This is a genomic window from Pseudomonas sp. BN417, assembly GCF_029871205.1.
Classification (GTDB): Bacteria; Pseudomonadota; Gammaproteobacteria; order Pseudomonadales; family Pseudomonadaceae; genus Metapseudomonas.
The window spans coordinates 1-23,445 of record NZ_SSOJ01000031.1 but is presented as its reverse complement, the minus strand read 5'-3'; the positions used below and the strand labels follow the sequence as shown (position 1 = coordinate 23,445).

Below are 23,445 nucleotides of genomic sequence, written 5' to 3'. Positions count from 1 at the left end.
CTGACGGGGCAGAGTCGCTGCCCCACCTCTTCTGCACAGGTTCAGGCAATGACCAGGCGTCAGGATTACCGCGTCCTGTCAGGCGCGAGTCACCCCTCGCCCGCTTGCGGGAGAGGGGCCGGGGGAGAGGGATGTGTCAGGCCGGTGCGCAGGTCTGAAAGGTCCGTGCTAGGCGCTTCTATTCGGTTCTGCCACAGCTAACGGAGACATAGCCAATTTATTCGCCAAGCAGGTCTGCCAATGGACGCCTTTGGGGGCAGCTGCGCTGCCCTTGGCGAATGAATTCGCCCCTACATCCAGAGCAAGTCCTCAACTCGGCTCCTGGCACACATCCACCCATTTCGCTTCCACCAGCTCGGCCATGCGCGCCGGGGTAATGCGCACTGCGCTATGGACGGCGCCGGCCGCCGGCACCACTTCGTCGAAGGCTTGCAGGGAGCGGTCGCAGTAGACGGGCAGGGCAGTGGCCAGACCGAAGGGGCAGACGCCGCCTACCGGGTGGCTGGTCAGGGCCTCCACCGTTTCCGCGTCGAGCATCTTGGCCTTGGCGCCGAAGGTTTCCTTGAACTTGCGATTGTCGATGCGCGCGTCGCCGCGCGCCACCACCAGCACGGCGTCCTCGCCGACGCGGAAGGCCAGGGTCTTGGCGATGCGCCCGGGCTCCACGCCATGGGCTTCGGCGGCCAGGGCCACGGTGGCGGTGCTGGTCTGCAGCTCGATGATGTCGATCTCGGGCGCCTTCCCGGCGAAGAACGCGCGTACCGAATCAAGGCTCATGGTCGTTCCCTCTGTCAAAAGCCGAACCCTTGTTCAGCCATTTGCCCGGCGTCAACCGGGCCGGCATCTGTTTCAGGCGGCCAGCCCACGCACCGCGGCCAGGCTCTCGGCCAATCCGTAACGCCCTTTCCCATCACGCACCACGCGGCCCATGGCGATGGCCGGGTCGTGGGTGAAGACCAGGCGGCCGTTGCGCGCCAGCAGGTCGGCCAGCAGGGCCTCCTTCTCTTCGATCAGGCCTTCGGGGAAGCGGTCGTAGCCCATGGTGATGGGCAGGTGCACCCAGGGCGCGCCGGGGATCAGGTCGCCGCTGAACAGCACCGGGCCATCGGGCATGTCCACTTCCGGCAGCAGCTGGCCCGGGGTATGTCCGTCGCTCCAGTGAAAGCGCCAGCCGTCGCCGAGGCTCTCGCTGCCGCCGCCGTCGTCGATCAGTTCCAGGCGGCCGCTGCCTTCCAGCAGGTCGAGCAGTTCCGGGATGTAGGAAGCGCGGTCCCGCGCATGGGGCTGGCGGGCGCGTTGCCACTGGCGACGGCCGGTGACGAAGCGCGCCCGGGGGAAAAGCAGGCGCGGCGGCTGGCCCTCTTCCCAGGGAGCGAGCAGGCCGCCGGCGTGGTCGAAGTGCAGGTGGGTGAGCAGCACGACGTCTATGTCGGCGTCGCTGAGACCAGCCTCGGCCAGGCTGTCGAGCAGCACGTGGCGCTCTTCCTGGACGCCGAAGCGTTGCTTGAGGTCAGGCGAGAAGAAGGCGCCGATGCCGGTTTCGACCAGGATGTTGCGATCGCCGTCCTGGACCAGCAGGGCGCGGCAGCCGAGGTCGATGCGGTGCTCGGCGTCCGGGGTCATCCAGCGCTCCCAAAGGGCGCGAGGGGCGTTGCCGAACATGGCGCCGCCGTCGAGTTTCTGGCTGTTGCCGAGCAGGGTGGTGAGGGTACGCATGGCAGGGGGTTCACATCCGATGGCAAGTCGGCAAGGCTAAACCCTGGCGGCTGTGCTGCCCAGTCCCGGATATCAGCGGCCCAGTCGGCGCAGGTCGTCGGAATCGATGATGCGCACGCCGTCTTCCTCCTCCAGCGCCAGGCGCCAGAGTGCGCGGGCGAGGGTGCAGGCGCCGATGCCGCGGTATTTGCCCGGCAGCCAGCGCATGAAGGGCGCGGCCAGGCGTTCGCCGAGGCGGAACTCGCTGCGCGGGCCCATCAGCAGGGAAGGGCGGGCGATGGTCAGCTGCGGCCAGTCCATGGCCTTGAGGGCTTCTTCCATCTCGCCCTTGACCCTGTTGTAGAAGACCGGCGAAGCACGATTGGCGCCCACGGCGCTGATCACGATGAAGTGCCGGGCGCCCATCTCCCGGGCACGTTTGGCGACGGCCAGTACCAGCTCCAGGTCCACCGCGCGGAAGGCTTCCTGGGAGCCGGCCTGGCGGATGGTGGTGCCGAGGCAGCAGAAGGCGGTATCGATCCGGCCTTGCAGTTGCGGGAGCAGGTCGGCCAGCGGTCCGACGGGATTCTGCAGGTGCGGGTGTTCGGCCAGGGGACGGCGGGTAGGGGCCTGAACCTGCGTCACGGTGGGTTCGTTGAGCAGGCGGTCGAGCAGGTGCTCGCCGGTGAGTCCAGTGGCGCCGGCTAGCAGTATGTGCTGGGGCGTCAGATACATGTTGTTTCTCCGCTGATACAGACTCAGCTTAGTGGCTGCGGGCGGTTTTGTCGGCGCCCTGGGCACTTTGCGCGGTCAGGGCCTGTTCGGCTTGGCGCTCGCGCAGCACGCGCCAATGGGCGGTGACGGCCTTGGGTGCCCAGATCTGCGGCTCCGATGCCTCGAAGTCGTCGGCCTGTTCCCGTTCGGCGACTTTCTTCCTGGCGATGCCAAAGGCGCGCTCGAGATCGTCGGTCTCGCTGAGGGCGTCGGCGAACAGGGCGCGGCCGAAGTAGGTGAAATCGTTTTCTTCGGAGCAGCCGAAGGACACGCGGTCGGAGCGGGCGGCGGTCATGATCAGGGTCTTCTCATCCTTCAGCGGTGGAATGAAGCCACCGGAATAGCAGGCGGAGATCACCAGCACCTTGTACCTGTCCTTGAGCGGGACGAGCAGGTCCGCCAGTTCCTGGGCTGGCAAGTGGCCCAGCTGCAGGCCGGGTAGCTCCAGCGCCAGCTCGTGCTGCGGTGAGCCATGGCTGGTCAGGTAGATGAACACCAGGTCTTCCGGACCGCTGCGCCGGGCGATGGCCTGGATCGCGCGGGACAGGGTCTCGCGGGTGGCCAGCGGGCGGTCGGCCATGTGGTCGCGGTGGTTGACCAGGGTGACCTGGCCGTGGGCGCCGAAGCGCTCGGCCAGCAGCTTCGACACGTAGTCCGCCTCGCGCAGGAACACGCTCTGGCGGCCGTCGCCGGCCAGGCTGAGGGAATACAGTTCCACCGCGGAGGTGGATGCCGGCAAGGCGTCCAGGGCCTGGTCGAGCAGCTTGCCCTGGGCCAGCAGGCCGATTTCCAGCGGGTTGGGCAGGGCCTTGCCCTGTTCGTCGCGGATGCGCGTACCGTCCTGCCAGATACCGGCCTCGCGCTTGCCGTCGGCCAGGGTCAGGCTACCGCTGCCGCTGTACAGGCCGTCATTGAAATGGCCCTGGTAGCGGCCGCCGTCGGCCAGGGACAGCTTGCCCTCGCCCTGGTAGCGCCAGTGGCGGAAGTGGCCGTCGTAGTGGCTGCCGTCGGCGCCGATGAATTCGCCCTGGCCGACCAGGCCTCCTTCCTTGAAGGGGCCGCTCCAGACGTCGCCGTCGGCACTGGTGAAGCGGCCCTTGCCGTCGAACAGGCCATTCTTGAAGTCGCCGATATAGTGGGAACCGTCCTCGCCCTGGTAGCTGCCCTGGCCTTCCAGCTGGCCACGGCGGAAGCGTCCGCTGAAGCGGTTTCCGGCCTCGTCGGTGCGTACCCCTTCACCGTCCGGCTGGCCGGCGTCGAAGCGGCCCTGGTGGTTGCTGCCGTCGGGCCATTCGAGGTTGCCGAAGCCGTGGTACTTGTCATTGTGGAACTGTCCGCGGTAGGTGGCGCCACCCTGGCGCAGGGTGCCTTCGCCTTCGAACTGGTTGTGGGCGAAGCCACCTTCGTAGGTGGTGCCGCTGCCGTAGCTGAGATGCCCCTGGCCATGGAACAGGCCGGCCCTGAAGTCACCGACATAGACCAGGCCGTTGGGCCCGTGCCACTCGCCGCGGCCTTCGGGCTGGCCGTCCTTGAACTGGCCTTCGAACCAGGTGCCGTTGTTGTAGTCCAGACGACCGGGGCCTTGCAGCAGACCGTCGACCAATTCGCCGCGGTAGCGGGAACCATCGGGCAGACGGGCGTCCGGTGGGGTCAGGGGCTCCCCTTCGCCGCAGGCCGTGAGCAGCAGGGCGAGGGTCAGGGGCAGAAGCGGCTTCATCGGGTGTCCTTGTCCAGGCGTCTGCCCATCAGTTTGGCGCAAAAAAGCCCGCTACTGCGGGCTTTTTTGGGCAGACGGTTTCCGGGCTCAGACGAAGCAGAGGCTCAAGGACTCGGCAATGTAGGCGGGTTTCTGCTGGCCTTCGATCTCGAGGGTGCAGAGGGCCTTGATGAGCCACTGGCCGGGGTTCTTTTCGTTGACGTCGATGACCTTGACCGCGAGGCGCACGCGGGAGTCGACCTTCACCGGCTGGATGAAGCGAACGGTGTCGAGGCCGTAGTTGACCACCATCTTCGCGCCTTCGGGCAGAACCAGCAGGCCGTCGATCAGTTGGGGGATCAGCGACAGGCTGAGGAACCCGTGGGCGATGGTGGAGCCGAAGGGCGTCTGCTTGGCGCGCTCCGGGTCGACGTGGATGAACTGGTGGTCGCCGGTGCATTCGGCGAACTGGTTGATGCGCTGCTGATCGATGGTCACCCAATCCGAGTGGCCGAGTTCCTTGCCAACGTAGTTCTTCAGTTCCGCTACTGGTACGAATGCCATACGTCATCCTCCGTGGATGCAGTGTTGTAATTCTTATTGGTCCGGGGGCCTGCGCCCCTGTCTTGCGAGCAGGGCGTAGATCATCATGCCGAGCAGGTCAGGTCAAGCCGCCATGCCCCCTGCGAATGGCGGGTTATAGCGAGGCGACGGGCAGGCCTATAATGCCCCGGTCCCGGCCGAGGCTCGCCCGGCCGGACCTTCACCCTGGAGATTTTCATGCTGTTGCGCGGACTGACCTGGCTGGTGCTGTTCCAGCTGATCGGTAGCGGGCTGAACGCCCTGTTCCTGTCCATGCTGCCCGGGCCCATCATCGGCCTGGTGCTGCTCTTCATCTACCTGCTGGCCCGTGGCGAAGTGAGTGAGCCGCTGAGCCTGGCCGCCAGCAGCCTGTTGCGCTACCTGCCGTTGCTGCTGGTGCCGCCGGCGGTGGGGGTGATGGTGTACGCCGAGGCCATCTGGGCGGACTTCTGGGCCATAGTCGGCGCCCTGGTGTTGTCCTTGCTGACTGCATTCCTCTTCTGCGGCTGGCTGATGCAGAAACTCATCGATCGCCAGGCACAACGCCGGGAGGGTCCATGAGCCTCGACTGGCAGGCCGCCGTGCAGGCGGTGGTACACCATCCCCTGTTCGGCTTCGGTGTCACCCTGGGCGCCTATCAGCTGGCCCTGGCCGCCTACGAGAAGACCCGCTGGGTCTTCCTGCAGCCGGTGCTGCTGTCGATGCTGCTGCTGATCGGCGTGCTGCTGGCCTTCGGCATCAGCTACCAGGAGTACCGCCAGAGCACGCAATTGCTCACGGTGTTCCTCGGGCCGGCCACTGTGGCCCTGGCCGTGCCGCTGTTCCTCAACCTGCGGCGGATTCGCCAGCTGTTCTGGCCGACCCTGCTGACGCTGGTGTTCGGCGGGCTCTTCGCTACGCTGTCGGTAGCGCTGCTGGGCTGGTGGTTCGGCACCGAGCGCATGGTGCTGATGACGTTGTTGCCAAAATCGGTGACCTCGCCCATCGCCATGCTGGTGGCCGAGCAGCTCGGCGGAGTGGCGGCGCTGGCGGCAGTATTTGTGCTGATCACGGGCGTGCTCGGCGCGATACTGGGGCCGGAGCTGTTGCACCGTTGCGGTGTGCGCCATCCGGCTGCCCAGGGCATTGCCCTGGGAATCACGGCCCATGCCGTGGGCACCGCACGGGCGCTGCAGGTGGGTGAGGAGTGCGGCGCTTTCGCCGCCCTGGCCATGAGCCTGATGGGCGTGGCCACCGCGGTGCTGCTGCCGCTCGCCGTTGCGATGATTGCTTGAGGTCGATGCATGAAGTTGCCGTTGTTTCCGCTCAATACCGTGCTGTTTCCGGGCTGCACCCTGGACCTGCAGATCTTCGAGGCGCGCTACCTGGACATGCTCGGACGCTGCATGAAGCAGGGCGAGGGGTTCGGCGTGGTCTGCATCCTCGAAGGCCAGGAAGTGGGCGAGGCCGCCAGCCGTTTCGCCGCCGTCGGCTGCGAGGCGCTGATCCGCGACTGGCAACAGCAGCCCAATGGCCTGCTGGGCATTCGGGTCGAGGGTGGCCGACGCTTCCATGTCAATTCGGCGGAGGTGCTGCGCGACCAGCTGACGCTAGCCGAGGTGGAGTGGTTGCACGATGAACCCGAGCGGCCGCTGCGACCCGAACATGCCGACCTGGCGGCACTGCTCAATGCGCTGGCCGAACATCCCATGGTCCAGGGCCTGGGCATGGGCGGTGAGGTGGACGGGCAGCAGGCCCTGGCCAACCAGCTGGCCTACCTGCTGCCGTTCAACCTGAAGGAAAAGCTGCACCTCCTGACCCTGCCCACCCCCGACGAGCGCCTGGCTTTTCTCCAGGGGTTGCTCGATCAGTTGCAGGGCGAGTCCATCGCCTGACTTCCTCCCTGTGCAGGAGCCAGCTTGCTGGCGAACAGGGACTCCTCCTCCTGTTCGTTCCTCAATAGCTGTAGCGCGCCAGGGCCTCGGGCAGTGCCCAGGTGGCGACGCCGCCGAGCAGGGCCAGGCAGGCCGGCAGAATCAGCAACCAGACCTGCGGGCTCATGGCCGTCAGCGGCGCCGCGCGTTGCATCAGCGCCAGGCTGGCGGCGGAGATGCAGCCGGCCAACAGGCTGCCGGCAAGTATGTCGGTGGGCCAGTGCACGCCGAGGTAGACCCTCGACAGAGCGATGGCCAGGGCCGGCAGGCAGGCCAGCAGCAACCAGGTCAGGCGCAGCCGTCCCGGCTGGCCGCGGCCGGCGAGGATACCCAGCACCAGGAAAAAGGCGAAGGCCGCCGAACTGTGGCCGCTGGGAAAGCTGTAGGTGGACAGCGGCTCGGTGAGGACTTCCGGCCGCGCCCGCGCATAGAGCTGCTTGAGGGCGGTGTTGGCCAGCGCCGTGGCCACCAGCGTGCCGATGGCGAAACAGGCGGCGCGCCATTGGCGGACCACCAGCAACAGGGTGCCGAGCAGGGCGCCGGCGAGGAACTGGGTATTGAAGTCGCCCAGGCGGGTAACCAGCACCATCAGCCGGTCCAGGCTGGTGTGGCGCTGTTCCTGGACCAGCGCCATCAGGCCCTGGTCGAGTGCTTGCAAATGCGGCCAGCCGAGCAGCAGGGCACCCAGTCCCGCCAGGCAGAGCGAGGCCGCCATGGGGTTGGCCCAGCGCTTTTCGCCCAGGGTGCTGTGGATGGTCAGGCCGAGGATGGCCAGCATCACGACTATCACCACCCCGGCCTCGCCCCAGAAGCCTTCCGGCAACGGCAGGCGCAGGGCCGCGCCGGTGGCCCAGCCGGGCACCAGGTAGGCCACCGCCCAGCCGGCGGCGGCCAGCATGCTCACGGCGATGAAGCGTGGAAACGGCATGTCGAGCATGCCCGCCACCATCGGCAGCATGGGACGCAGCGGTCCTATGTAGCGGCCCACCAGCAGGCTGGCGACGCCGTAGCGCTGGAAGTAGTTCTCCGCGCCGCTGATCCATTCCGGGTGGTCGCGGAGCAGCGGCAGGCGCCGGATGTTCTGGTGGAAACGGCGGCCCAGGCCGTAGGAGATCATGTCACCCACCAGCCCGCCGGAGTAAGCCAGCAATAGGGTCTGCCAGAGTTCGAGGGCGCCGCTGCCGGCCATGACCCCGACGGCGAAGAGCAAGGCAACGCCGGGCACCACGATGCCGGCGATGGCCAGGCATTCGATGCAGGCAATAAGGAAGATGGCCAGGCCCAGCCATTCCGGGTTGGCGCTGAGCCAGGCAGTGACCTGGTCGAACCATTGGCTCATGGGTGGATGTCCTCGATCAGCTGGTAGTCGCGTCCTTCGACCTGCCCGCGGCGCAACGGGTTGCGCGTGCAGTGGCGGGCATGGCCGGCATCCACGAAGCGGTAGGGCAGGTGTTCGTCACGGCCATGGGGGATGCCCAGGCGCGCGGTCTGGATGATGGTAGCGGGGCGTTCGCCGACATCCTCGACGAACAGGCGCTGCCAGTCGAAACGCTGGCCGTCCCAGTCCGGCACCTTCAGGCCCAGGGATTTGCACAGCAGGGTCTGCCCGGCGCAGAGGCGCCCGGCCGGGCGCGGCTGGCCCTGGGCGTCGGGATTGTTGCGCTGCATGGCCGCCAGGGCGTCGGCGGGGGATATGGCATCCACCCAGGGATGGCCGGACTTGATCAGCACCGCGTTGCCGGCGCCGTGGGCGCTGAAGTTCAGCGAGTCGCCGCCACGGGCGTAGTACATATAGATGTGCCCGCCATCGAGGAACAGCGCCCGGCGCTTGTGGGTGTAGCCGAGGGAGGCATGGCTGCCCTTGTCCACCAGGTAGTAGGCCTCGGTCTCGATGATGCGCGCGGCCAGCCAGCGGCCGTCGACGCGGTGGCGGATGACCTTGCCCAGCAGTTCGCGGGCCACCTGCTGGGCATCGCGGTCGAAGAATTCGTCCGCCAGCGGGCGGGCGCCGGGCCAGGGCAAACTTAGGATGGGATCGCGGGACATGGGGCTGTCGCAGGGTTCCGGCTGGGAATAGGCTGGCGATTATACGGAAGCCATGCTGAGCCGAAGCTGAAGTACGGCGTCGGAAACGTCACGCAAAATAACAAGAGCCCGTCGCCATGTCCCGAACCGCCCGCCTCGACAGCGCCCATATCACCCCCAGCGCGCATTACACCGGTTACATCTGGTATCGCCACCGGCTGGCCGAGGCGCCCTTCGTCACGCCTTTCGGCCGCCTCGCCTATGGCGTGCTGGCACCGGTCAGCTGGGGCGCACGGGTGGCGTTCGGGCTGGATCTTGAACGCCTCCTGCTGCAGCGCCACCTGCTTATCGATGCCCAGTTGCACCAGGCCATCCAGCAACGCGGCGTGTGCCAGGTGGTGGAGATCGCCTGCGGGCTATCCCCCCGTGGCCGGCGTTTCTGTGCCCGCTACCCGGAGCTGCGCTACCTGGAGGCGGACCTGCCGCCCATGGCCGCACGCAAGCGCCTGCTGTTGCACGAAGAAGGCTGGCTGGATGCGCGGCACCAGGTACGCCCTGTGGATATCCTCGCGCAACAGGGGGCCAACGATCTGCAGGCACTGTTCGCCGGGCTGGACCGCGAGGCGCCGCTTCTGGTGATCACCGAGGGCCTGGTGAACTACTTCGCGCTACCGGTGATCGAGGCGTTCTGGAGCCGCCTGGCGGCGCAGATGCGCCAGTTCCCCAGCGCCACCTACCTCACCGACCTCTACCCCGACCTGCACGAGCACCCGCGATACCGTCAGTTGCGCTGGGGCATCGACCTGGTCGGCCGGCTGACCCGTGGCCGCTACTACCTGCACTACCAGGGTGACCGGGCGATAGTCGAGGGCTTTCGCGACTGCGGCTTCCGCGAGGTGCGGGTGCATGACCCGAAGGAGTTGGGCACGGGCCAGGTCGAAGCCTGGCCGGGGCTGGTGCGGGTGGTGGAGGCGCGGCTTTGAAGCCTGAGCTGCTGCGGCATGGCCTGTAGGGGCGAATTCATTCGCCAAGCAGCCCGAAGGGTTGCCGTAGGTTGGCGCGGAGGAACGAAGCCCAACAAAGTAGATTCCCCCGCCAGTCGTTGGGCTTCGCGTAGCTCAGCCACAACCTACCGGCATCCCGCCACCCGCATAGCTCTTGTAGGTTGGGCAGAGCGAAGCGAAGCCCAACCGCGGACTCCCCGGCCGATACCCGCTGCTAGCGCGCTTGTCCCGGCAAACGTTGGGCCTCGCGTAGCTCAGCCACAACCTACGGGATGCGGACATCAGGCATAAGCCACCGCCTGAGGCTCTGCCTGGACCACCTGTGCTGCCAGGGCTTCACTGGCTTCGGCGTCGGTGTGGGGGAACACCAGCGCCAGGTCGTCGCCCTCGCGGCGCAGGGGCAGCAGGTCCAGGGCGGGCAGGTCGCCGGCCTGAAGGCGCCAGCCCCGGTTTGGCAGGATCGCGGGCAGGTTGCCTTGCACCAGTCCGCCGAAGAAACCGAGTTCATTGACGTCCACCGGCCACTCGCCGGCTTCGGCGTGGAGCAAGCGGCCGCGCCGGTTCAGCGGCGCCACCCTCGGCTCCTGGCGCCGTTCCAGGCGGTCGAGGCGATTGCGCGCCAGGCGTGTGGCGCCGGGGCTGGCCAGGGGCAGGGCATTACCCTGGAGGAAGGGCCGGTAAAAACTGGCGCAGGCCTCGCGTTGTTCGAACTGGGCCAGGTGGTCGCCGTTGTGGATCAGCGCGCAGTCGGCGTCGCTGCAAGCGGCGGCGAAGCCGGCGTGTTCCCAGGGTTGGGTGAAGTGGTCGTACTCGCCGGCCAGGACCAGGGTCGGGCAGGCCGGGTGCCGGTCGAAGCCGGAAAAATCCAGGAGTCGGCGACTGTTCTGCTGATAACGTTCGACTTCTTGCCGGGAAAGTCGCTGCATCTGCCGTAAAAGCGCCTTGCGGAACACCAGCGAGATGCCGGTCTCCTCCAGGCGCAGGGGGTTGATCAGCCCGGTCAGGGCGCCTTGGGCGAAGCGCTGGGTCTGGCCTTCGGCCAGCAGGTCCAGGCCTTCCTCCAACATGCGTCGGGCGCCGGGGCGGCCGAAGGCGGTGATGCCGGCGAGCAGCAGCCGGGCGCAACGCCCCGGGTGGCGCACGGCGAACAGTGCCGCCAGGGCCGAGCCGTAGGACAGGCCGATGGGCATCAGCGGCGGAAGCTGGAACTCTTCGGCAAAGGCGGCGATCAGGTCGGACAGCTGCCCCAGGGAGAGTTCCGGCGCCAACTGCAGGTTGCCGCCCTGGCTCGGCAGGTCGAGGAGGATCACCGGGTGCCAGGGCAGCAGCTCCTGCACCTCGGCGCCGAAGGAGCGGAAGCTCTGGAAGGCGCCGCCGAGCATCAGCACGGGTTCGCGGCGGTCCTCGGCGTACCGGGAGAAAGCCTGGTAGTGCAAGGTCCAGGGGCCGAGCCGGACCACGCGGGGTGCGTCCGCCAGGTGTTGCGGGCTGAAGTCGGTCTGGTAACGCATGGCGGGTTCTCCGGCGCCGGGGCGCTTTCTTGTTCTTCTGTGGCGACTGCGCTTTGAAGGTAAACAGCAGGGACGGATTTGTTTACCCAACCTTCGGGCGGCGGCCGCCGCCGGGTGTCACCGTCCCGGGCCCAGCCCGCCAGGGGCCCGGTTTGCGCCGTTACCCACGGGAGCCCTGGAACGGCCTGTCTACCATCCGCCAGACGCCGCTGGGCGCGGGCGAGCGCGGTCGCTATAATCTGTCGCTTTCCCTCGACCGCCAGAATCGCGTGACCATGACTGAGTCCGTTCTCGATTACATGACCCGCCTGGGCCGCGCCGCTCGCGCCGCCTCCCGCGTGGCCGCCCGTGCCGGCACTGCGCAGAAGAACCACGCCCTGCTGGCTGCCGCCGATGCCCTGGATGCCGCTCGTGCCGAGCTTGCCGCCGCCAACGAGCAGGATCTGGCCAATGGCCGCGCCAATGGCCTCGAGCCAGCCATGCTCGACCGCCTGGCCCTGACCCCGGCACGCATCGATGACATGATCGAAGGCCTGCGCCAGGTCGCCACCCTGCCGGACCCCATCGGCGAAATCCGCGACATGCGCTACCTGCCGTCCGGCATCCAGGTCGGCAAGATGCGCGTGCCGCTCGGCGTGATCGGCATCATCTATGAGTCGCGTCCGAACGTGACCATCGATGCCGCCAGCCTCTGCCTGAAGTCCGGCAATGCCACCATCCTGCGCGGCGGTTCCGAGGCGATCCATTCCAACCAGGCCATCGCCGCCTGCATCCAGAAGGGCCTGGCCGAGGCCGGCCTGCCGGCGGAGCTGGTGCAGGTGGTCGAGACCACCGATCGCGCCGCTGTCGGCGCGCTGATCAGCATGCCCGAGTACGTCGACGTGATAGTCCCGCGCGGCGGCAAGGGGCTGATCGAGCGCATCAGCCGCGAGGCCAGGGTGCCGGTGATCAAGCACCTGGACGGCATCTGCCATGTCTACATCGACATCGCCGCTGACCTGGACAAGGCGATTCGCGTGGCCGACAACGCCAAGACCCAGCGTTACGCGCCCTGCAACACCATGGAAACCCTGCTGGTGCACGCCGGCATCGCCGAGCGCGTACTGCCGCCGCTGGCCGCCATCTACCGCGACAAGGGCGTGGAACTGCGTGGCGACGCGGCCACCCGCGCGCTGCTGGGCAGTGACGTGCTGGAAGCGACCGAGGAAGACTGGCGCACCGAGTACAACGCGCCGATCCTCTCGATCCGCGTCGTCGACGGGTTGGACCAGGCCATCGAGCACATCAATACCTACGGCTCGCAGCACACCGACGCCATCATCACCGAGAACTTCAGCGATGCCCGGCGCTTCCTCACCGAGGTGGATTCCGCTTCGGTGATGGTCAACGCCTCGACCCGTTTCGCCGATGGCTTCGAGTACGGCCTCGGGGCGGAGATCGGTATTTCCACCGACAAGCTGCACGCCCGCGGCCCGGTCGGCCTGGAAGGCCTGACCAGCGAGAAGTACGTGGTCTTCGGCGACGGTCACGTACGCACCTGATGGGTAAGCGCATCGGCCTCTTCGGCGGCACCTTCGATCCCGTGCACATAGGTCACCTGCGGGGTGCCCTGGAAGTGGCCGAACAGTTCGGTTTCGACGAACTGCGCCTGATTCCCAGTGCGCGTCCGCCGCACCGCGAGACCCCGCAGGTGTCGGCGGCCCAGCGCCTGGAGATGGTGCAGCTGGCGGTGGCCGGCGTCGCGCCGCTTTGCGTCGACGACCGCGAGTTCAAGCGTGAGCGGCCGTCCTGGACCATTGAGACACTGGAGTCCCTGCGCGCCGAACTGGCCGCCGAAGACCAGCTGTTCCTGCTGGTGGGCTGGGATGCCTTCTGCGGCCTGCCGAGCTGGCACCGCTGGAGCGAGTTGCTCGACCACTGCCACATCCTGGTCCTGCAACGGCCGGATGCCGACAGCGAAGCCCCCGAAAACCTGCGCGACCTGCTGGCGGCGCGCACCGCGGCCGATCCGCACTCCCTGCAGGGGTCGGCCGGACAGATCGCCTTCGTCTGGCAGACGCCCCTGGCGATTTCCGCCACCCAGATCCGCCAATTGCTGGGGGAGGGGCGCTCAGTGCGCTTCCTCGTGCCTGACGCGGTATTGGCCTACATCCATGCGCACGACCTGTACCGTGCGCCGAATTGATTCACTGAGGTAGTTGAACCCGATGCAAAACGAAGAACTCGTCCAGGTCGCCATCGCGGCCCTGGAAGACCTGAAAGGTCAGGACATCACCACCATCGACGTGCGTGGCAAGACCAGCATCACCGACTTCATGGTGATCGCCAGCGGCACCTCCGGCCGTCATGTCAAATCCATGGCCGAAAACGTGCTGGAGAAGGTCAAGGAAAAGGGCGTACGTCCGCTGGGCAGCGAAGGCCTGGATGGCGGCGAGTGGGCCCTGCTGGACCTGGGTGATGTGGTGGTGCACGTGATGCAGGTGGCCACCCGCCAGTTCTACGACCTGGAGCGCCTCTGGCAAGGCGCCGAGCAGAGCCGCGCGCACCACAGCCACGAGTAAGCGGGGCGTCCCTTGCGTCTACGTCTTATCGCTGTTGGTTCGCGCATGCCGGGCTGGGTGGAGGAGGGCTGGCGGGAATACGTCAAGCGCCTGCCATCCGAGCTCAGCCTCGAGCTGGTGGAGATTCCCCTGACCACGCGTGGCAAGAATGCCGACGTCGCCAGGATGATCCGCCAGGAAGGCGAGGCCATGCTGGCCAAGGTGCAGCCAGGGGAACGCGTCGTCACCCTGGAAGTCCAAGGTCGGCCCTGGAGCACCGAGCAGCTGGCGGCCGAACTGGACCGCTGGCGCCTGGATGCGCGCACCGTCAATCTCATGGTCGGCGGCCCCGAGGGGCTGGCGCCCGAGGTCTGCGCCCGCAGCGAGCAGCGCTGGTCGCTGTCACCGCTGACGTTGCCTCACCCGCTGGTACGCATCCTCGTTGGCGAGCAGATCTACCGCGCCTGGACCGTGCTGTCCGGCCACCCCTATCACAAGTAAGTCTTGTCCATGCCGCAACCGATCCGCCTGAAAGACCACGAAAAGGACGCCCGCCTGGTGCGTCGGCGCGTGATCGTGGGTGCGGTGGCGGTATTGATGCTGACCTGCGCGCTGATCGCCCGCCTCTATTACCTGCAGGTGATCCAGTACGAGTACCACTCGACTCGCTCCGAGAGTAATCGCGTCCATGTGCAGCCGATTCCGCCCACCCGCGGGCTGATCTTCGACCGCAGCGGCGTGATCATCGCCGACAACCGCCCCAGCTTCAGTCTCAGCGTCACCCGCGAGCGGGCCGGCGACTGGCGGCAGGTGCTCGATGTGATAGTCGAGGTACTGGAGCTGACTCCGGACGACCGCACGCTGTTCGAAAAACGCATGCGGCAGGGGCGTCGGCCCTTCGAACCGGTGCCCATCCTCTTCGAACTGACCGAGGAACAGATCGCCCGCGTGGCGGTGAACCAGTTCCGCCTGCCCGGCGTGGAGGTGGTGGCGCAACTGGTGCGGCACTATCCGCAGGGCGCGCATTTCGCCCATTCGGTGGGTTATGTCGGGCGGATCAGCGAGAAGGAGCTCAAGCAGCTCGATCCGACCAACTACGCCGGTACTCACCATATCGGCAAGACCGGCATCGAGCGCTTCTACGAAGACCAGCTGCATGGCGAAGTGGGCTATGAGGAAGTTGAGGTCAACGCCCGGGGCCGCGTGCTGCGGGTGCTGAAGCGCACCGACCCGAAACCCGGCAAGGACCTGGTGCTGACCCTCGATGTGCGCCTGCAGGAGGCCGCCGAGCAGGCCCTGGCCGGCCGCCGCGGCGCCATTGTCGCCATCGAACCGTCCTCGGGCGATGTGCTGGCCATGGTCAGCCAGCCGAGCTTCGACCCCAACCCATTCGTCACCGGCATCAGCTTCAAGGCCTATGCCGAACTGCGCGACTCCATCGATCGGCCGCTGTACAACCGTGTACTGCGCGGCCTCTATCCGCCGGGCTCGACCATCAAACCGATGGTGGCGGTGTCCGGCCTGGATGCCGGGGTGGTGACGCCGGCCTCGCGGGTCTTCGACCCGGGCTTCTACCAACTGCCGAACTACGACCACAAGTACCGCAACTGGAACCGTTCCGGTGACGGCTGGGTGAATATGGAAACCGCGATCATGCGGTCAAATGACACCTACTTCTACGATCTTGCGCACAAGATGGGCATAGATCGGATGCACGACTACATGAGCCGCTTCGGCTTCGGCCAGCGCGTGGCGCTGGACATGTTCGAGGAGTCCGCCGGCCTGATGCCGTCCCGCGAGTGGAAGCGCGCGCGCTACCGTCAGGCCTGGTACCCGGGGGAAACCCTGATCCTCGGCATCGGCCAGGGCTACATGCAGGCCACGCCGCTGCAGCTGGCACAGGCTGTGGCGCTGATGGCCAATCGCGGCAAGTGGATCCGTCCGCACCTGGCCAAGACCATCGAGGGCCAGCCACCGGAAGACCCCAATCCGATTCCGGACATCGTTCTGCGCGACCTGTCGTTCTGGGATGCAGGCCGCATCGGTATGGAACAGGTGGTCCATGGCGCCCGCGGCACGGCGCACAAGGTCGGGGCCAATTCCGTCTACCGCATTGCCGGCAAGAGTGGTACCGCCCAGGTGGTGGCCATCAAGCAGGGCGAGAAGTACGACCGCAACAAGCTCCAGGAGCGCCACCGCGACCACGCCCTGTTCGTCGCGTTCGCCCCCGCCGACGATCCGAAGATCGCCGTCGCGGTGATGGTGGAGAACGGCGAATCCGGTTCGGGCGTCGCCGCGCCGGTGGTCAAGCAGGTGATGGACGCCTGGCTGCTCGGCGAGGACGGCCAGTTGAAACCCGAGTTCCGCCCGCCCCAGCCGCTGGCAGACCAGCAGAGCGCCAACCGATGAACAGCAATTTCGACCGCACCATCTCCCAGGAGGACGTGCTCAAGCGCCGCGCCACGTTGTTGCAGCGCATGCACATCGACGGCTGGCTGCTGCTGATCCTCCTGTTGCTGGCGGCCGGCAGCCTGTTCGTCCTCTATTCGGCCAGTGGCAAGCACTGGGACCTGCTGATCAAGCAGGCCTCCTCCTTCGGCCTCGGCCTGGGCGCGATGATCGTCATCGCCCAGTTCGAGCCGCGCTTCATGGCGCGCTGGGTGCCGCTCGGCTACGTGGTGGGCGTGAGCCTGCTGATGGTGGTGGAGATCATGGGCCACACGGCCATGGGCGCCACGCGCTGGATCAATATTCCCGGGGTGATCCGCTTCCAGCCCTCGGAATTCATGAAGATCATCATGCCGGCGACCATCGCCTGGTACCTGTCGCGGCACAACCTGCCGCCCAAGCTCAAGCACCTCGCCATCAGTCTGGTGCTGATCGTGGTGCCCTTCGTGCTGATCCTCAAACAGCCCGATCTCGGCACCGCGATGCTGATCCTCGCCTCGGGCGCCTTCGTCCTCTTCATGGCCGGCCTGCAATGGCGCTGGATCCTCGGCGCGGTGACGGCCGTGGTGCCGGTAGCGGTGGCCATGTGGTACTTCGTCCTGCACGACTACCAGAAGCAGCGGGTGCTGACCTTCCTCGACCCGGAGAGCGACCCGCTGGGCACTGGCTGGAACATCATCCAGTCGAAGGCCGCCATCGGCTCGGGAGGGGTATTCGGCAAGGGCTGGCTGCTGGGCACCCAGTCGCACCTGGATTTTTTGCCCGAAAGCCACACGGACTTTATTATTGCCGTCCTCGGCGAAGAGTTCGGCCTCGTCGGCGTCTGCCTGCTGCTGCTGGTCTACCTGCTGCTGATCGGCCGCGGGCTGGTGATTACCGCCCAGGCCCAGACCCTGTTCGGCAAGCTGCTGGCGGGCAGCTTGACCATGACCTTCTTCGTCTACGTGTTCGTCAACATCGGCATGGTCAGCGGACTGCTGCCGGTCGTGGGGGTGCCCCTGCCCTTCATTAGCTACGGCGGAACCCACTTGGTGACGCTGCTGTCTGGGTTTGGGGTTTTGATGGCTATCCATACCCATCGCAAATGGATTGCCCAGGTTTGAAACGAGTGAATGATTTGAAAGCACTGCGCAAGTGGATGCAGCTGGGGGCCGCCGGAGCGGCCCTGGTCGGCCTGCTGGGGGCAGCCGTACCGGCAACTTCCGGAGATTACGAGGGGTCGCCCCAGGTCGCCGAGTTCGTCGCCGAGATGACCCGCGACTACGGTTTCGCCGGCGAGCAGCTGGTGGACCTGTTCCGTGAAGTGGAACGCAAGCAGTCCATCCTCGATGCCATCTCCCGGCCCGCGGAGCGGGTCAAGACCTGGAAGGAATACCGCCCGATCTTCATCACGCCGGCGCGCATCCAGAAAGGCGTGAACTTCTGGAACCAGCATGCCGACGCCCTGGCCCGCGCCGAGAAAGAATACGGCGTGCCGGCCCAGGTGATAGTGGCGATCATCGGCGTCGAGACCTTCTACGGCGGCAACACCGGCAACTTCCGCGTCATCGACGCCCTCTCGACCCTGGGCTTCGACTACCCGCCGCGCGCCGACTTCTTCCGCAAGCAGCTCAAGGAATTCCTCCTGCTGGCCCGCGAAGAACAGGTCGACCCGCTGGTGCTCAAGGGTTCCTACGCCGGCGCCATGGGCCTGCCGCAGTTCATGCCGAGCAGCTTCCGCTCCTTCGCCGTGGATTTCGACGGCGACGGCCATATCGACATCTGGAGCAACCCGGTGGACGCCATCGGCAGTGTCGCCAGCTATTTCAAGCGTCACGGCTGGGTGGCCGGCGGCCGGGTGGTCAGCCGCGCCCAGGTTCGCGGCGAACGAGTCGACGAAGGGTTGACCCAGGGGCTGGACCCGGTGAAGAACGTCGGCGATCTTAGGGCGCTGGGCTGGGCAAGCTCCGAGGCACTGCGCGATGATGTGCCGGTCACGGCTTTCAAGCTGGAGGGTGACGAGGGAGCGGAGTACTGGATGGGATTGCCGAACTTCTACGTCATAACCCGCTACAATCGCAGCGTGATGTACGCCATGTCCGTGCATCAGCTATCTGAACTGCTGGTCAACGCAAGGGGCGGGCGTTAACCGATGCCACTACCGATAAGAGTCGCCGTTTACGGCGCCGTAGCATTGTTACTGGCCAGCTGCTCGAGCAGCCGCGCGCCTGAGCCGGTTCAGCCCGGCGGGCCGATCTCCGGCCCAGGCGACTATTCGCGTCCGCACAAGGACGGCGCGCCCTGGTGGGACGTCGACGTCTCGCGCATTCCCGACGCCGTGCCCATGCCGCACTACGGCGCGGTCAAGGCCAATCCCTATACCGTGCTGGGCAAGACCTACTACCCGATGAACGACGCGCGTCGTTACCAGGCGACCGGCACCGCGTCCTGGTACGGCACCAAGTTCCATGGCCAGGCTACCGCCAACGGTGAGGCCTACGACCTCTACGGGATGACCGCCGCGCACAAGACCCTGCCGCTGCCGAGCTATGTCCGGGTGAGCAACCTGGACAACGGCCGCAGCGTGATCCTGCGGGTCAACGACCGTGGGCCCTTCTATTCCGACCGTATCATCGACCTCTCCTTCGCCGCGGCGAAGAAGCTCGGCTATGCCGAGTCGGGCACCGCCCGGGTCAAGGTAGAAGGCATCGACCCCCAGCAATGGTGGGCCGCCCAGGGCCGTCCGGTGCCGATGGTGCTGGCGCAGCCGCAGATGGCAGCCAAGCCCCAGCCGAAACCGGCCGTGCAGCAGCTCGCCAGCGCGCCGATCGAACAGTACAGCCCACCACCGCAGCAGCACGCCGCCGCCGTCCTGCCTGTGCAGATCGACGCAAAAAAAAACGATTCACTCGCAGCGTCTGGCCTGTATCTCCAGGTGGGCGCCTTCGCCAATCCGGACGCTGCGGAACTCCTCAAGGCCAAGCTGAGCGGGACGGTGAGTGCGCCGGTCTTCATCAGCTCGGTCGTGCGCAACCAACAGATACTGCACCGGGTACGCCTGGGGCCGATCGGAACTCAGGGTGAGGCCCAGCAACTGCAGGACTCGGTGCGCCTGGCCAATCTCGGCCAGCCAACCCTGGTGAAACCGGATTGACGGTTTCCTTGAATTTGCCCGCAAGGGCCTGATTGACCATTAGCTACTTTTCAGAGAGACGGATGAACATCTTCAGCTTCGCCAAACGCCTACTACTGCCCGCAGCCCTGCTCATCGTCGCGCCGGTCTCCATGGCGGCCCAGCAGATCGTCCCGTCGCCGCCGCAACTGGCCGCCAAGGCCTATGTACTGATGGACGCCCAGAGCGGCCAGGTCCTGGTCGAGAACAATGGCGACCAGCGTCTGCCCCCGGCCAGCCTGACCAAGCTGATGACCGCCTACATCGCCACCCTGGAAATCCGCAGGGGCCAGGTCGGCGAGAGCGACCCGGTGACCATCAGCGAGCACGCCTGGCGTACCGGCGGTTCGCGCATGTTCGTCCAGGTCAACACCCAGGTGACCATGAGCGACCTGCTGCACGGCATCATCATCCAGTCGGGCAACGACGCCAGCGTGGCGGTGGCCGAGCACATCGCCGGCAGCGAAGATGCCTTCGCCGACATGATGAACACCACTGCCGAGAAGCTCGGCATGACCAACAGCCACTTCATGAACGCCACCGGCCTGCCGGACCCGGAGCACTACTCCAGCGCCCATGACATGGCTCGCCTGGCCCGCGGCATCATCTACGAGGACCCGGCCCACTACGCCATCTACTCGCAGAAAGAGTTCTTCTGGAACAACATCAAGCAGCCCAACCGCAACCTGCTGCTGTGGCGCGACAAGACCGTCGACGGCCTGAAGACCGGTCACACCGACGAAGCCGGCTACTGCCTGGTGGCGTCCGCCGTACGCGACAACATGCGCCTGATCGCCGTGGTCTTCGGTACCAACAGCGAGCAGGCCCGCGCCGCCGAGACCCAGAAGCTGCTGACCTATGGCTTCCGCTTCTTCGAAACCCAGACCTTCTACCAGAAGGGCGCCGAGCTGGCCAAAGCCCAGGTGTGGAAGGGCGCGACCCGTGAAGCCAAGGCCGGCCTGGCCCAGGACCTGACCCTGACCCTGCCCAAGGGCCAGGCGAAAAAACTGCAGGCCAGCATGACCGTCAACCCGCAGCTGATCGCCCCGATCAACAAAGGCGACGTGATCGGCAAGGTCGAGGTCAAGATGGAGGACCAGGTTGTCCACAGTGCCGACCTGATCGCCCTGGAAACCGTCGAGGAAGGTGGCTTCTTCCGCCGCCTGTGGGATAGCATTCGCCTGTTCTTCTTCGGCCTGTTCAACTGACCTTCTGAGCCGACGCCTCGCTCCCTACCCAGGGTCCGGGGCGTCCGCATCGCGGATCACGAGTCCGCCGCCGCCATGACCGATACCCCTGACGTACAACCCCCGAAAATCGAGTTTCCCTGCGAGCGCTATCCCATCAAGGTGATTGGCGATTCCGGTGAAGGCTTCGCCGACCTGGTGATCGAGATCATCCAGCGCCACGCTCCCGACCTCGACGCTGCCACCCTCGTGGTGCGCGACAGCCGCAACGGCCGCTTCCTCTCGGTGCAGGTGCTGATCACCGCGACCAGCGTCGACCAGCTGCAGGCGATCCACGTCGACCTGCGTGCTACCGGCCGCGTGCACATGGTGCTCTAGTGGCACCTGCCGACCTCATCGTGCGTCATCTGGGGCTGGTGGACTACCTGCCGACCCTGGAGGCGATGCGTCGTCTGACCACCGAGCGGGATGAACGGACGCCCGACGAAATCTGGCTGCTGCAGCATCCCCAGGTGTTCACCCAGGGCCAGGCCGGCAAGGCCGAGCATCTGCTGGCACCGGGAGACATCCCGGTGATCCAGGTCGAGCGTGGCGGCCAGGTCACCTACCATGGCCCTGGCCAATTGGTGGCCTATCTGATGCTGGACCTGCGCCGCCTGGGACTGGGCGTGCGCGAACTGGTCACGGCGATGGAGCAGAGCCTGGTCGATGTGCTGGCTGCCTATGGCGTCGAGGCAGCGCCCAAGGCGGATGCTCCCGGCGTCTATGTCGAAGGCGACAAGATCGCCTCGTTGGGACTGCGGGTCAGCCGGGGCTGTTCCTTCCACGGCCTGGCGCTCAACGTGGATATGGATATGTCGCCGTTCTGGCGGATCAACCCCTGCGGCTACGCCGGGCTGAAGATGGTGCAACTCAAGGACCTGCTCGAGACGCCGCCGCAGCTCGATGAGGTGGCGCAGCGCCTGGAGCAGGCTCTACGCCGGCGGCTGGGCTACGCCCGATAGGCGACAGGGCGGGATGCCCTGGATCGCTTCGAAGGCTATGCCCCTGTCAGCTGTTGCTAAGCGGTTTCGGTCAGGGCTCGGGGTCCTCCCTACGGACCTCTGCGCCATATCCCGGCACTTAACGCACACGAAAACGCTGCACGCACGGCTTCCCCCTGGCACGTTGGCTGGAGTGGGCCGTGCAGCTTCCAATCAGTTCAGGTTGAGTGCCGGAATAATGCTCGTATCGACGGGCTGGCCCGGTACCGGCACTGGCGCCGCCAAGCCCAGGTTGTTCTTCTCGAACACCCGGTCGGCCCTGTAGCTGGAGCGCACCAGCGGACCGGCTGCGACTTCCATGAAACCCTTCTGCAGGCCGATATCGCGGAAGCGGTTGAATTCCTCCGGGCTGACCCAGCGCTTGACCGTCAGGTGGTTACGGGTGGGCTGCAGGTACTGGCCGAGGGTGAGGATGTCGACGCCGATTGCGCGCAGGTCGTCCATGGTTTCGATGACTTCCTCGTCTGTCTCTCCCAGTCCCAGCATCAGGCTGGTCTTGGTCAGCACGTCCGGGCGGTGGCGCTTGGCATGCTCCAGCACGCGCAGGGTTTTCTCGTAGCCGGCGCGCGGGTCGCGCACCACATGGGTCAGGCGCTTGACCGTCTCGACGTTCTGCGCGAACACCTCCAGGCCGGAATCCACCACCCGCTGGATGGCCTGATGGTCGCCATTGAAGTCCGGGGTCAGGGCCTCCACCACCACCTGCGGCGTGCGCTCCTTGATGGCGCGCACGCAGGCGGCGTAGTGGCTGGCGCCGCCGTCGTCCAGGTCATCGCGATCCACCGAGGTCAGCACGATATAGCGCAACGCCATCAGCTCGACCGACTTGGCGGTGTTCTGCGGCTCTTCCTGGTCCAGCCAGCCGTTGGGATTACCGGTGTCCACGGCGCAGAAGCGGCAGGCACGGGTGCACACCGAGCCCATCAGCATGATGGTGGCGGTGCCGTTGGACCAGCACTCGCCCATGTTCGGACAGTGTGATTCCTGGCACACGGTGCTCAGGCGATGTTCGCCGACATTGCGCTTGACCGCATCGAAGCGGCTGCCGCCCGGTGCCTTTACCCGCAGCCACTTGGGCTTGGGTTCGAATACCTGGGGTTCGGCCGAGGCGCGACGCTTCTGGCCATCCTTGATAGCGGTGATGCCCTGAGCAGTACGGAACTTTTCGCCGCTGGCGACGGGTTTGGACGAGTCTGTATCGGACATCGGAAATCTGGGCTCCGCTAGAGGCTTCGTGGGCTGCCGGAGGGGCACGGGAGGGTGGCGCAGTGTATCACAACGGTGTCTGCACGAGCTGGCAGCCGTCTGGCGGCGGGAGCCTTCGGCGCCCCTCGCGCAACGGCCTGAGCCCGTAGGGTGGACAGCGCTTTTCTGTCCACCAGGTGCGCTCAGCCTGGCGCCCATGGTGGATAAACGAGCGTTATCCACCTTACACGGCTGGACTGAGCAACGAGATTGGGCCCCGCGGAGCCCTTTCTTCAATTCGGGACCGCTGTGCGGTCCTTGGCGAATGAATTGGCTATGTCTGCGTTAGCTGTTGCAGAACCGAATAGAAGGGTCTAGTACGGGCATTTCAGGCCTCCGCGCCTGCCTGAAACTTCCCTCTCCCTCAGCCCCTCTCCCGCAAGCGGGCGAGGGGTGACTCGCGCCTGACAGGGCGCGGCAATTCTGACGCCTGGTCATTGTCTGAACCTGTGCAGAAGAGGTGGGGCAGCGACTCTGCCCCGTCAGAAGGCCGAGCGGAAGCGTTGCGCAGGGGGACGAGCGGCATGGATGCCGCGAGAGGCGTGCGGGGCCAKGGATGGCCCCTCACGCCGGGCCCCCGGAGCAATGATGGAGCGAGGGAACCCGACGAAGTCGGGCCGGATGCAGGGGC

General features: G+C 66.4%; 24 protein-coding genes. 15 read left to right on the top strand and 9 right to left on the bottom strand.

Annotated elements, in window-relative coordinates:
• Nucleotides 1-309: 309 nt before the first annotated feature.
• The 5 genes from E8F11_RS02365 to E8F11_RS02345 form a co-directional block, all read right to left on the bottom strand.
• Nucleotides 310-777 (bottom strand): YbaK/EbsC family protein, encoded by a 468-nt coding sequence (locus E8F11_RS02365; protein ID WP_280287203.1) that lies wholly within the window; start codon nt 775-777, stop codon nt 310-312.
• A 72-nt stretch (nt 778-849) separates the two neighbouring features.
• Nucleotides 850-1,716: an MBL fold metallo-hydrolase gene (locus tag E8F11_RS02360; RefSeq protein WP_280287202.1), complete on the bottom strand. Its 867-nt coding sequence runs from the start codon at nt 1,714-1,716 to the stop codon at nt 850-852.
• Between the two features lie 72 nt (nt 1,717-1,788).
• Nucleotides 1,789-2,430 carry an oxidoreductase gene (locus E8F11_RS02355; RefSeq protein WP_280287201.1) on the bottom strand — a complete coding sequence of 214 codons (642 nt, stop codon included), beginning with the start codon at nt 2,428-2,430 and terminating at the stop codon, nt 1,789-1,791.
• 28 nt (nt 2,431-2,458) lie between these two features.
• Complete coding sequence (locus tag E8F11_RS02350; protein ID WP_280287200.1) at nt 2,459-4,186, bottom strand: C13 family peptidase; 1,728 nt, start codon at nt 4,184-4,186, stop codon at nt 2,459-2,461.
• 87 nt (nt 4,187-4,273) lie between these two features.
• Entirely contained in the window at nt 4,274-4,729 is a 456-nt protein-coding gene (locus tag E8F11_RS02345; RefSeq protein WP_280287199.1) for a MaoC family dehydratase, read from the bottom strand.
• A 216-nt stretch (nt 4,730-4,945) separates the two neighbouring features.
• On the opposite strand from E8F11_RS02345, the gene E8F11_RS02340 reads away from it, so the two are divergent.
• The 3 genes from E8F11_RS02340 to E8F11_RS02330 are packed head-to-tail and all read left to right on the top strand — an operon-like array spanning nt 4,946 to nt 6,621.
• Nucleotides 4,946-5,308 carry a CidA/LrgA family protein gene (locus tag E8F11_RS02340; protein ID WP_280287198.1) on the top strand — a complete coding sequence of 121 codons (363 nt, stop codon included), beginning with the start codon at nt 4,946-4,948 and terminating at the stop codon, nt 5,306-5,308.
• The gene (locus tag E8F11_RS02335) at nt 5,305-6,021 is read left to right on the top strand and encodes an LrgB family protein (protein WP_280287197.1); all 717 of its coding nucleotides are present in this window, start codon (nt 5,305-5,307) and stop codon (nt 6,019-6,021) included. Before E8F11_RS02340 ends, E8F11_RS02335 begins: the two co-directional genes overlap by 4 nt.
• A gap of 9 nt (nt 6,022-6,030) precedes the next feature.
• The gene (locus E8F11_RS02330; protein ID WP_280287196.1) at nt 6,031-6,621 is read left to right on the top strand and encodes an LON peptidase substrate-binding domain-containing protein; all 591 of its coding nucleotides are present in this window, start codon (nt 6,031-6,033) and stop codon (nt 6,619-6,621) included.
• Nucleotides 6,622-6,682: 61 nt separating this feature from the next.
• On the opposite strand, the gene E8F11_RS02325 is transcribed toward E8F11_RS02330, so the two are convergent.
• Together E8F11_RS02325 and E8F11_RS02320 are read right to left on the bottom strand one after the other, a co-directional pair.
• Nucleotides 6,683-7,999: a bifunctional DedA family/phosphatase PAP2 family protein gene (locus tag E8F11_RS02325; protein ID WP_280287195.1), complete on the bottom strand. Its 1,317-nt coding sequence runs from the start codon at nt 7,997-7,999 to the stop codon at nt 6,683-6,685.
• Entirely contained in the window at nt 7,996-8,706 is a 711-nt protein-coding gene (locus tag E8F11_RS02320) for a DNA-3-methyladenine glycosylase (protein WP_280287194.1), read from the bottom strand. The genes E8F11_RS02325 and E8F11_RS02320 overlap by 4 nt, the downstream gene beginning before the upstream one ends.
• Before the next feature lie 116 nt (nt 8,707-8,822).
• Here E8F11_RS02320 and E8F11_RS02315 point away from each other — a divergent pair, with 116 nt between their 5' ends.
• Nucleotides 8,823-9,668 (top strand): class I SAM-dependent methyltransferase, encoded by an 846-nt coding sequence (locus E8F11_RS02315; RefSeq protein WP_280287193.1) that lies wholly within the window; start codon nt 8,823-8,825, stop codon nt 9,666-9,668.
• A gap of 302 nt (nt 9,669-9,970) precedes the next feature.
• On the opposite strand, the gene E8F11_RS02310 is transcribed toward E8F11_RS02315, so the two are convergent.
• Nucleotides 9,971-11,200, bottom strand: coding sequence for an alpha/beta hydrolase (locus E8F11_RS02310; RefSeq protein ID WP_280287192.1), 1,230 nt, complete (start codon nt 11,198-11,200; stop codon nt 9,971-9,973).
• Between the two features lie 275 nt (nt 11,201-11,475).
• Between E8F11_RS02310 and E8F11_RS02305 the strand changes: the two genes are divergently transcribed.
• The 11 genes from E8F11_RS02305 (at nt 11,476) to lipB (ending at nt 21,530) form a co-directional block, all read left to right on the top strand.
• Nucleotides 11,476-12,741: a glutamate-5-semialdehyde dehydrogenase gene (locus E8F11_RS02305; protein ID WP_280287205.1), complete on the top strand. Its 1,266-nt coding sequence runs from the start codon at nt 11,476-11,478 to the stop codon at nt 12,739-12,741.
• On the top strand, nt 12,741-13,385 hold the full coding sequence (gene nadD / locus E8F11_RS02300; RefSeq protein WP_280287191.1) for a nicotinate-nucleotide adenylyltransferase: 645 nt from the start codon (nt 12,741-12,743) through the stop codon (nt 13,383-13,385). The genes E8F11_RS02305 and nadD overlap by 1 nt, the downstream gene beginning before the upstream one ends.
• Before the next feature lie 22 nt (nt 13,386-13,407).
• Nucleotides 13,408-13,761 carry a ribosome silencing factor gene (gene rsfS / locus E8F11_RS02295; RefSeq protein ID WP_280287190.1) on the top strand — a complete coding sequence of 118 codons (354 nt, stop codon included), beginning with the start codon at nt 13,408-13,410 and terminating at the stop codon, nt 13,759-13,761.
• 12 nt (nt 13,762-13,773) lie between these two features.
• Complete coding sequence (gene rlmH, locus E8F11_RS02290; protein WP_280287189.1) at nt 13,774-14,241, top strand: 23S rRNA (pseudouridine(1915)-N(3))-methyltransferase RlmH; 468 nt, start codon at nt 13,774-13,776, stop codon at nt 14,239-14,241.
• Between the two features lie 9 nt (nt 14,242-14,250).
• Nucleotides 14,251-16,149, top strand: a complete 1,899-nt coding sequence (gene mrdA, locus E8F11_RS02285) for a penicillin-binding protein 2 (RefSeq protein WP_280287188.1) — start codon at nt 14,251-14,253, stop codon at nt 16,147-16,149.
• Nucleotides 16,146-17,291 (top strand): rod shape-determining protein RodA, encoded by a 1,146-nt coding sequence (gene rodA, locus E8F11_RS02280; protein WP_280287187.1) that lies wholly within the window; start codon nt 16,146-16,148, stop codon nt 17,289-17,291. The genes mrdA and rodA overlap by 4 nt, the downstream gene beginning before the upstream one ends.
• Before the next feature lie 14 nt (nt 17,292-17,305).
• Nucleotides 17,306-18,316: a lytic murein transglycosylase B gene (mltB, locus tag E8F11_RS02275; protein WP_280287204.1), complete on the top strand. Its 1,011-nt coding sequence runs from the start codon at nt 17,306-17,308 to the stop codon at nt 18,314-18,316.
• A 3-nt stretch (nt 18,317-18,319) separates the two neighbouring features.
• A complete protein-coding gene (locus E8F11_RS02270) occupies nt 18,320-19,321 on the top strand; it encodes a septal ring lytic transglycosylase RlpA family protein (protein WP_280287186.1) in 1,002 nt (333 codons plus the stop codon).
• A 62-nt stretch (nt 19,322-19,383) separates the two neighbouring features.
• The gene (locus tag E8F11_RS02265; RefSeq protein ID WP_280287185.1) at nt 19,384-20,547 is read left to right on the top strand and encodes a D-alanyl-D-alanine carboxypeptidase family protein; all 1,164 of its coding nucleotides are present in this window, start codon (nt 19,384-19,386) and stop codon (nt 20,545-20,547) included.
• Nucleotides 20,548-20,622: 75 nt separating this feature from the next.
• Nucleotides 20,623-20,904 (top strand): DUF493 domain-containing protein, encoded by a 282-nt coding sequence (locus E8F11_RS02260; RefSeq protein ID WP_280287184.1) that lies wholly within the window; start codon nt 20,623-20,625, stop codon nt 20,902-20,904.
• Nucleotides 20,904-21,530 carry a lipoyl(octanoyl) transferase LipB gene (gene lipB, locus E8F11_RS02255; RefSeq protein ID WP_280287183.1) on the top strand — a complete coding sequence of 209 codons (627 nt, stop codon included), beginning with the start codon at nt 20,904-20,906 and terminating at the stop codon, nt 21,528-21,530. The genes E8F11_RS02260 and lipB overlap by 1 nt, the downstream gene beginning before the upstream one ends.
• Nucleotides 21,531-21,722: 192 nt before the next feature.
• On the opposite strand, the gene lipA is transcribed toward lipB, so the two are convergent.
• Nucleotides 21,723-22,775, bottom strand: a complete 1,053-nt coding sequence (lipA, locus tag E8F11_RS02250) for a lipoyl synthase (protein ID WP_280287182.1) — start codon at nt 22,773-22,775, stop codon at nt 21,723-21,725.
• Nucleotides 22,776-23,445 lie beyond the last annotated feature (670 nt).

Coding starts and splice junctions, on each gene's coding strand:
- mrdA (WP_280287188.1), top strand. CDS start 14,251: ATGCCGCAACCGATCCGCCTGAAAGACCACGAAAAGGACGCCCGCCTG.
- E8F11_RS02260 (WP_280287184.1), top strand. CDS start 20,623: ATGACCGATACCCCTGACGTACAACCCCCGAAAATCGAGTTTCCCTGC.
- rodA (WP_280287187.1), top strand. CDS start 16,146: ATGAACAGCAATTTCGACCGCACCATCTCCCAGGAGGACGTGCTCAAG.
- E8F11_RS02310 (WP_280287192.1), bottom strand. CDS start 11,200: ATGCGTTACCAGACCGACTTCAGCCCGCAACACCTGGCGGACGCACCC.
- lipA (WP_280287182.1), bottom strand. CDS start 22,775: ATGTCCGATACAGACTCGTCCAAACCCGTCGCCAGCGGCGAAAAGTTC.
- E8F11_RS02305 (WP_280287205.1), top strand. CDS start 11,476: ATGACTGAGTCCGTTCTCGATTACATGACCCGCCTGGGCCGCGCCGCT.
- E8F11_RS02350 (WP_280287200.1), bottom strand. CDS start 4,186: ATGAAGCCGCTTCTGCCCCTGACCCTCGCCCTGCTGCTCACGGCCTGC.
- E8F11_RS02270 (WP_280287186.1), top strand. CDS start 18,320: ATGCCACTACCGATAAGAGTCGCCGTTTACGGCGCCGTAGCATTGTTA.
- E8F11_RS02365 (WP_280287203.1), bottom strand. CDS start 777: ATGAGCCTTGATTCGGTACGCGCGTTCTTCGCCGGGAAGGCGCCCGAG.
- E8F11_RS02330 (WP_280287196.1), top strand. CDS start 6,031: ATGAAGTTGCCGTTGTTTCCGCTCAATACCGTGCTGTTTCCGGGCTGC.
- E8F11_RS02335 (WP_280287197.1), top strand. CDS start 5,305: ATGAGCCTCGACTGGCAGGCCGCCGTGCAGGCGGTGGTACACCATCCC.
- E8F11_RS02355 (WP_280287201.1), bottom strand. CDS start 2,430: ATGTATCTGACGCCCCAGCACATACTGCTAGCCGGCGCCACTGGACTC.
- E8F11_RS02340 (WP_280287198.1), top strand. CDS start 4,946: ATGCTGTTGCGCGGACTGACCTGGCTGGTGCTGTTCCAGCTGATCGGT.
- E8F11_RS02265 (WP_280287185.1), top strand. CDS start 19,384: ATGAACATCTTCAGCTTCGCCAAACGCCTACTACTGCCCGCAGCCCTG.
- E8F11_RS02345 (WP_280287199.1), bottom strand. CDS start 4,729: ATGGCATTCGTACCAGTAGCGGAACTGAAGAACTACGTTGGCAAGGAA.
- E8F11_RS02360 (WP_280287202.1), bottom strand. CDS start 1,716: ATGCGTACCCTCACCACCCTGCTCGGCAACAGCCAGAAACTCGACGGC.
- rsfS (WP_280287190.1), top strand. CDS start 13,408: ATGCAAAACGAAGAACTCGTCCAGGTCGCCATCGCGGCCCTGGAAGAC.
- E8F11_RS02315 (WP_280287193.1), top strand. CDS start 8,823: ATGTCCCGAACCGCCCGCCTCGACAGCGCCCATATCACCCCCAGCGCG.
- E8F11_RS02325 (WP_280287195.1), bottom strand. CDS start 7,999: ATGAGCCAATGGTTCGACCAGGTCACTGCCTGGCTCAGCGCCAACCCG.
- E8F11_RS02320 (WP_280287194.1), bottom strand. CDS start 8,706: ATGTCCCGCGATCCCATCCTAAGTTTGCCCTGGCCCGGCGCCCGCCCG.
- nadD (WP_280287191.1), top strand. CDS start 12,741: ATGGGTAAGCGCATCGGCCTCTTCGGCGGCACCTTCGATCCCGTGCAC.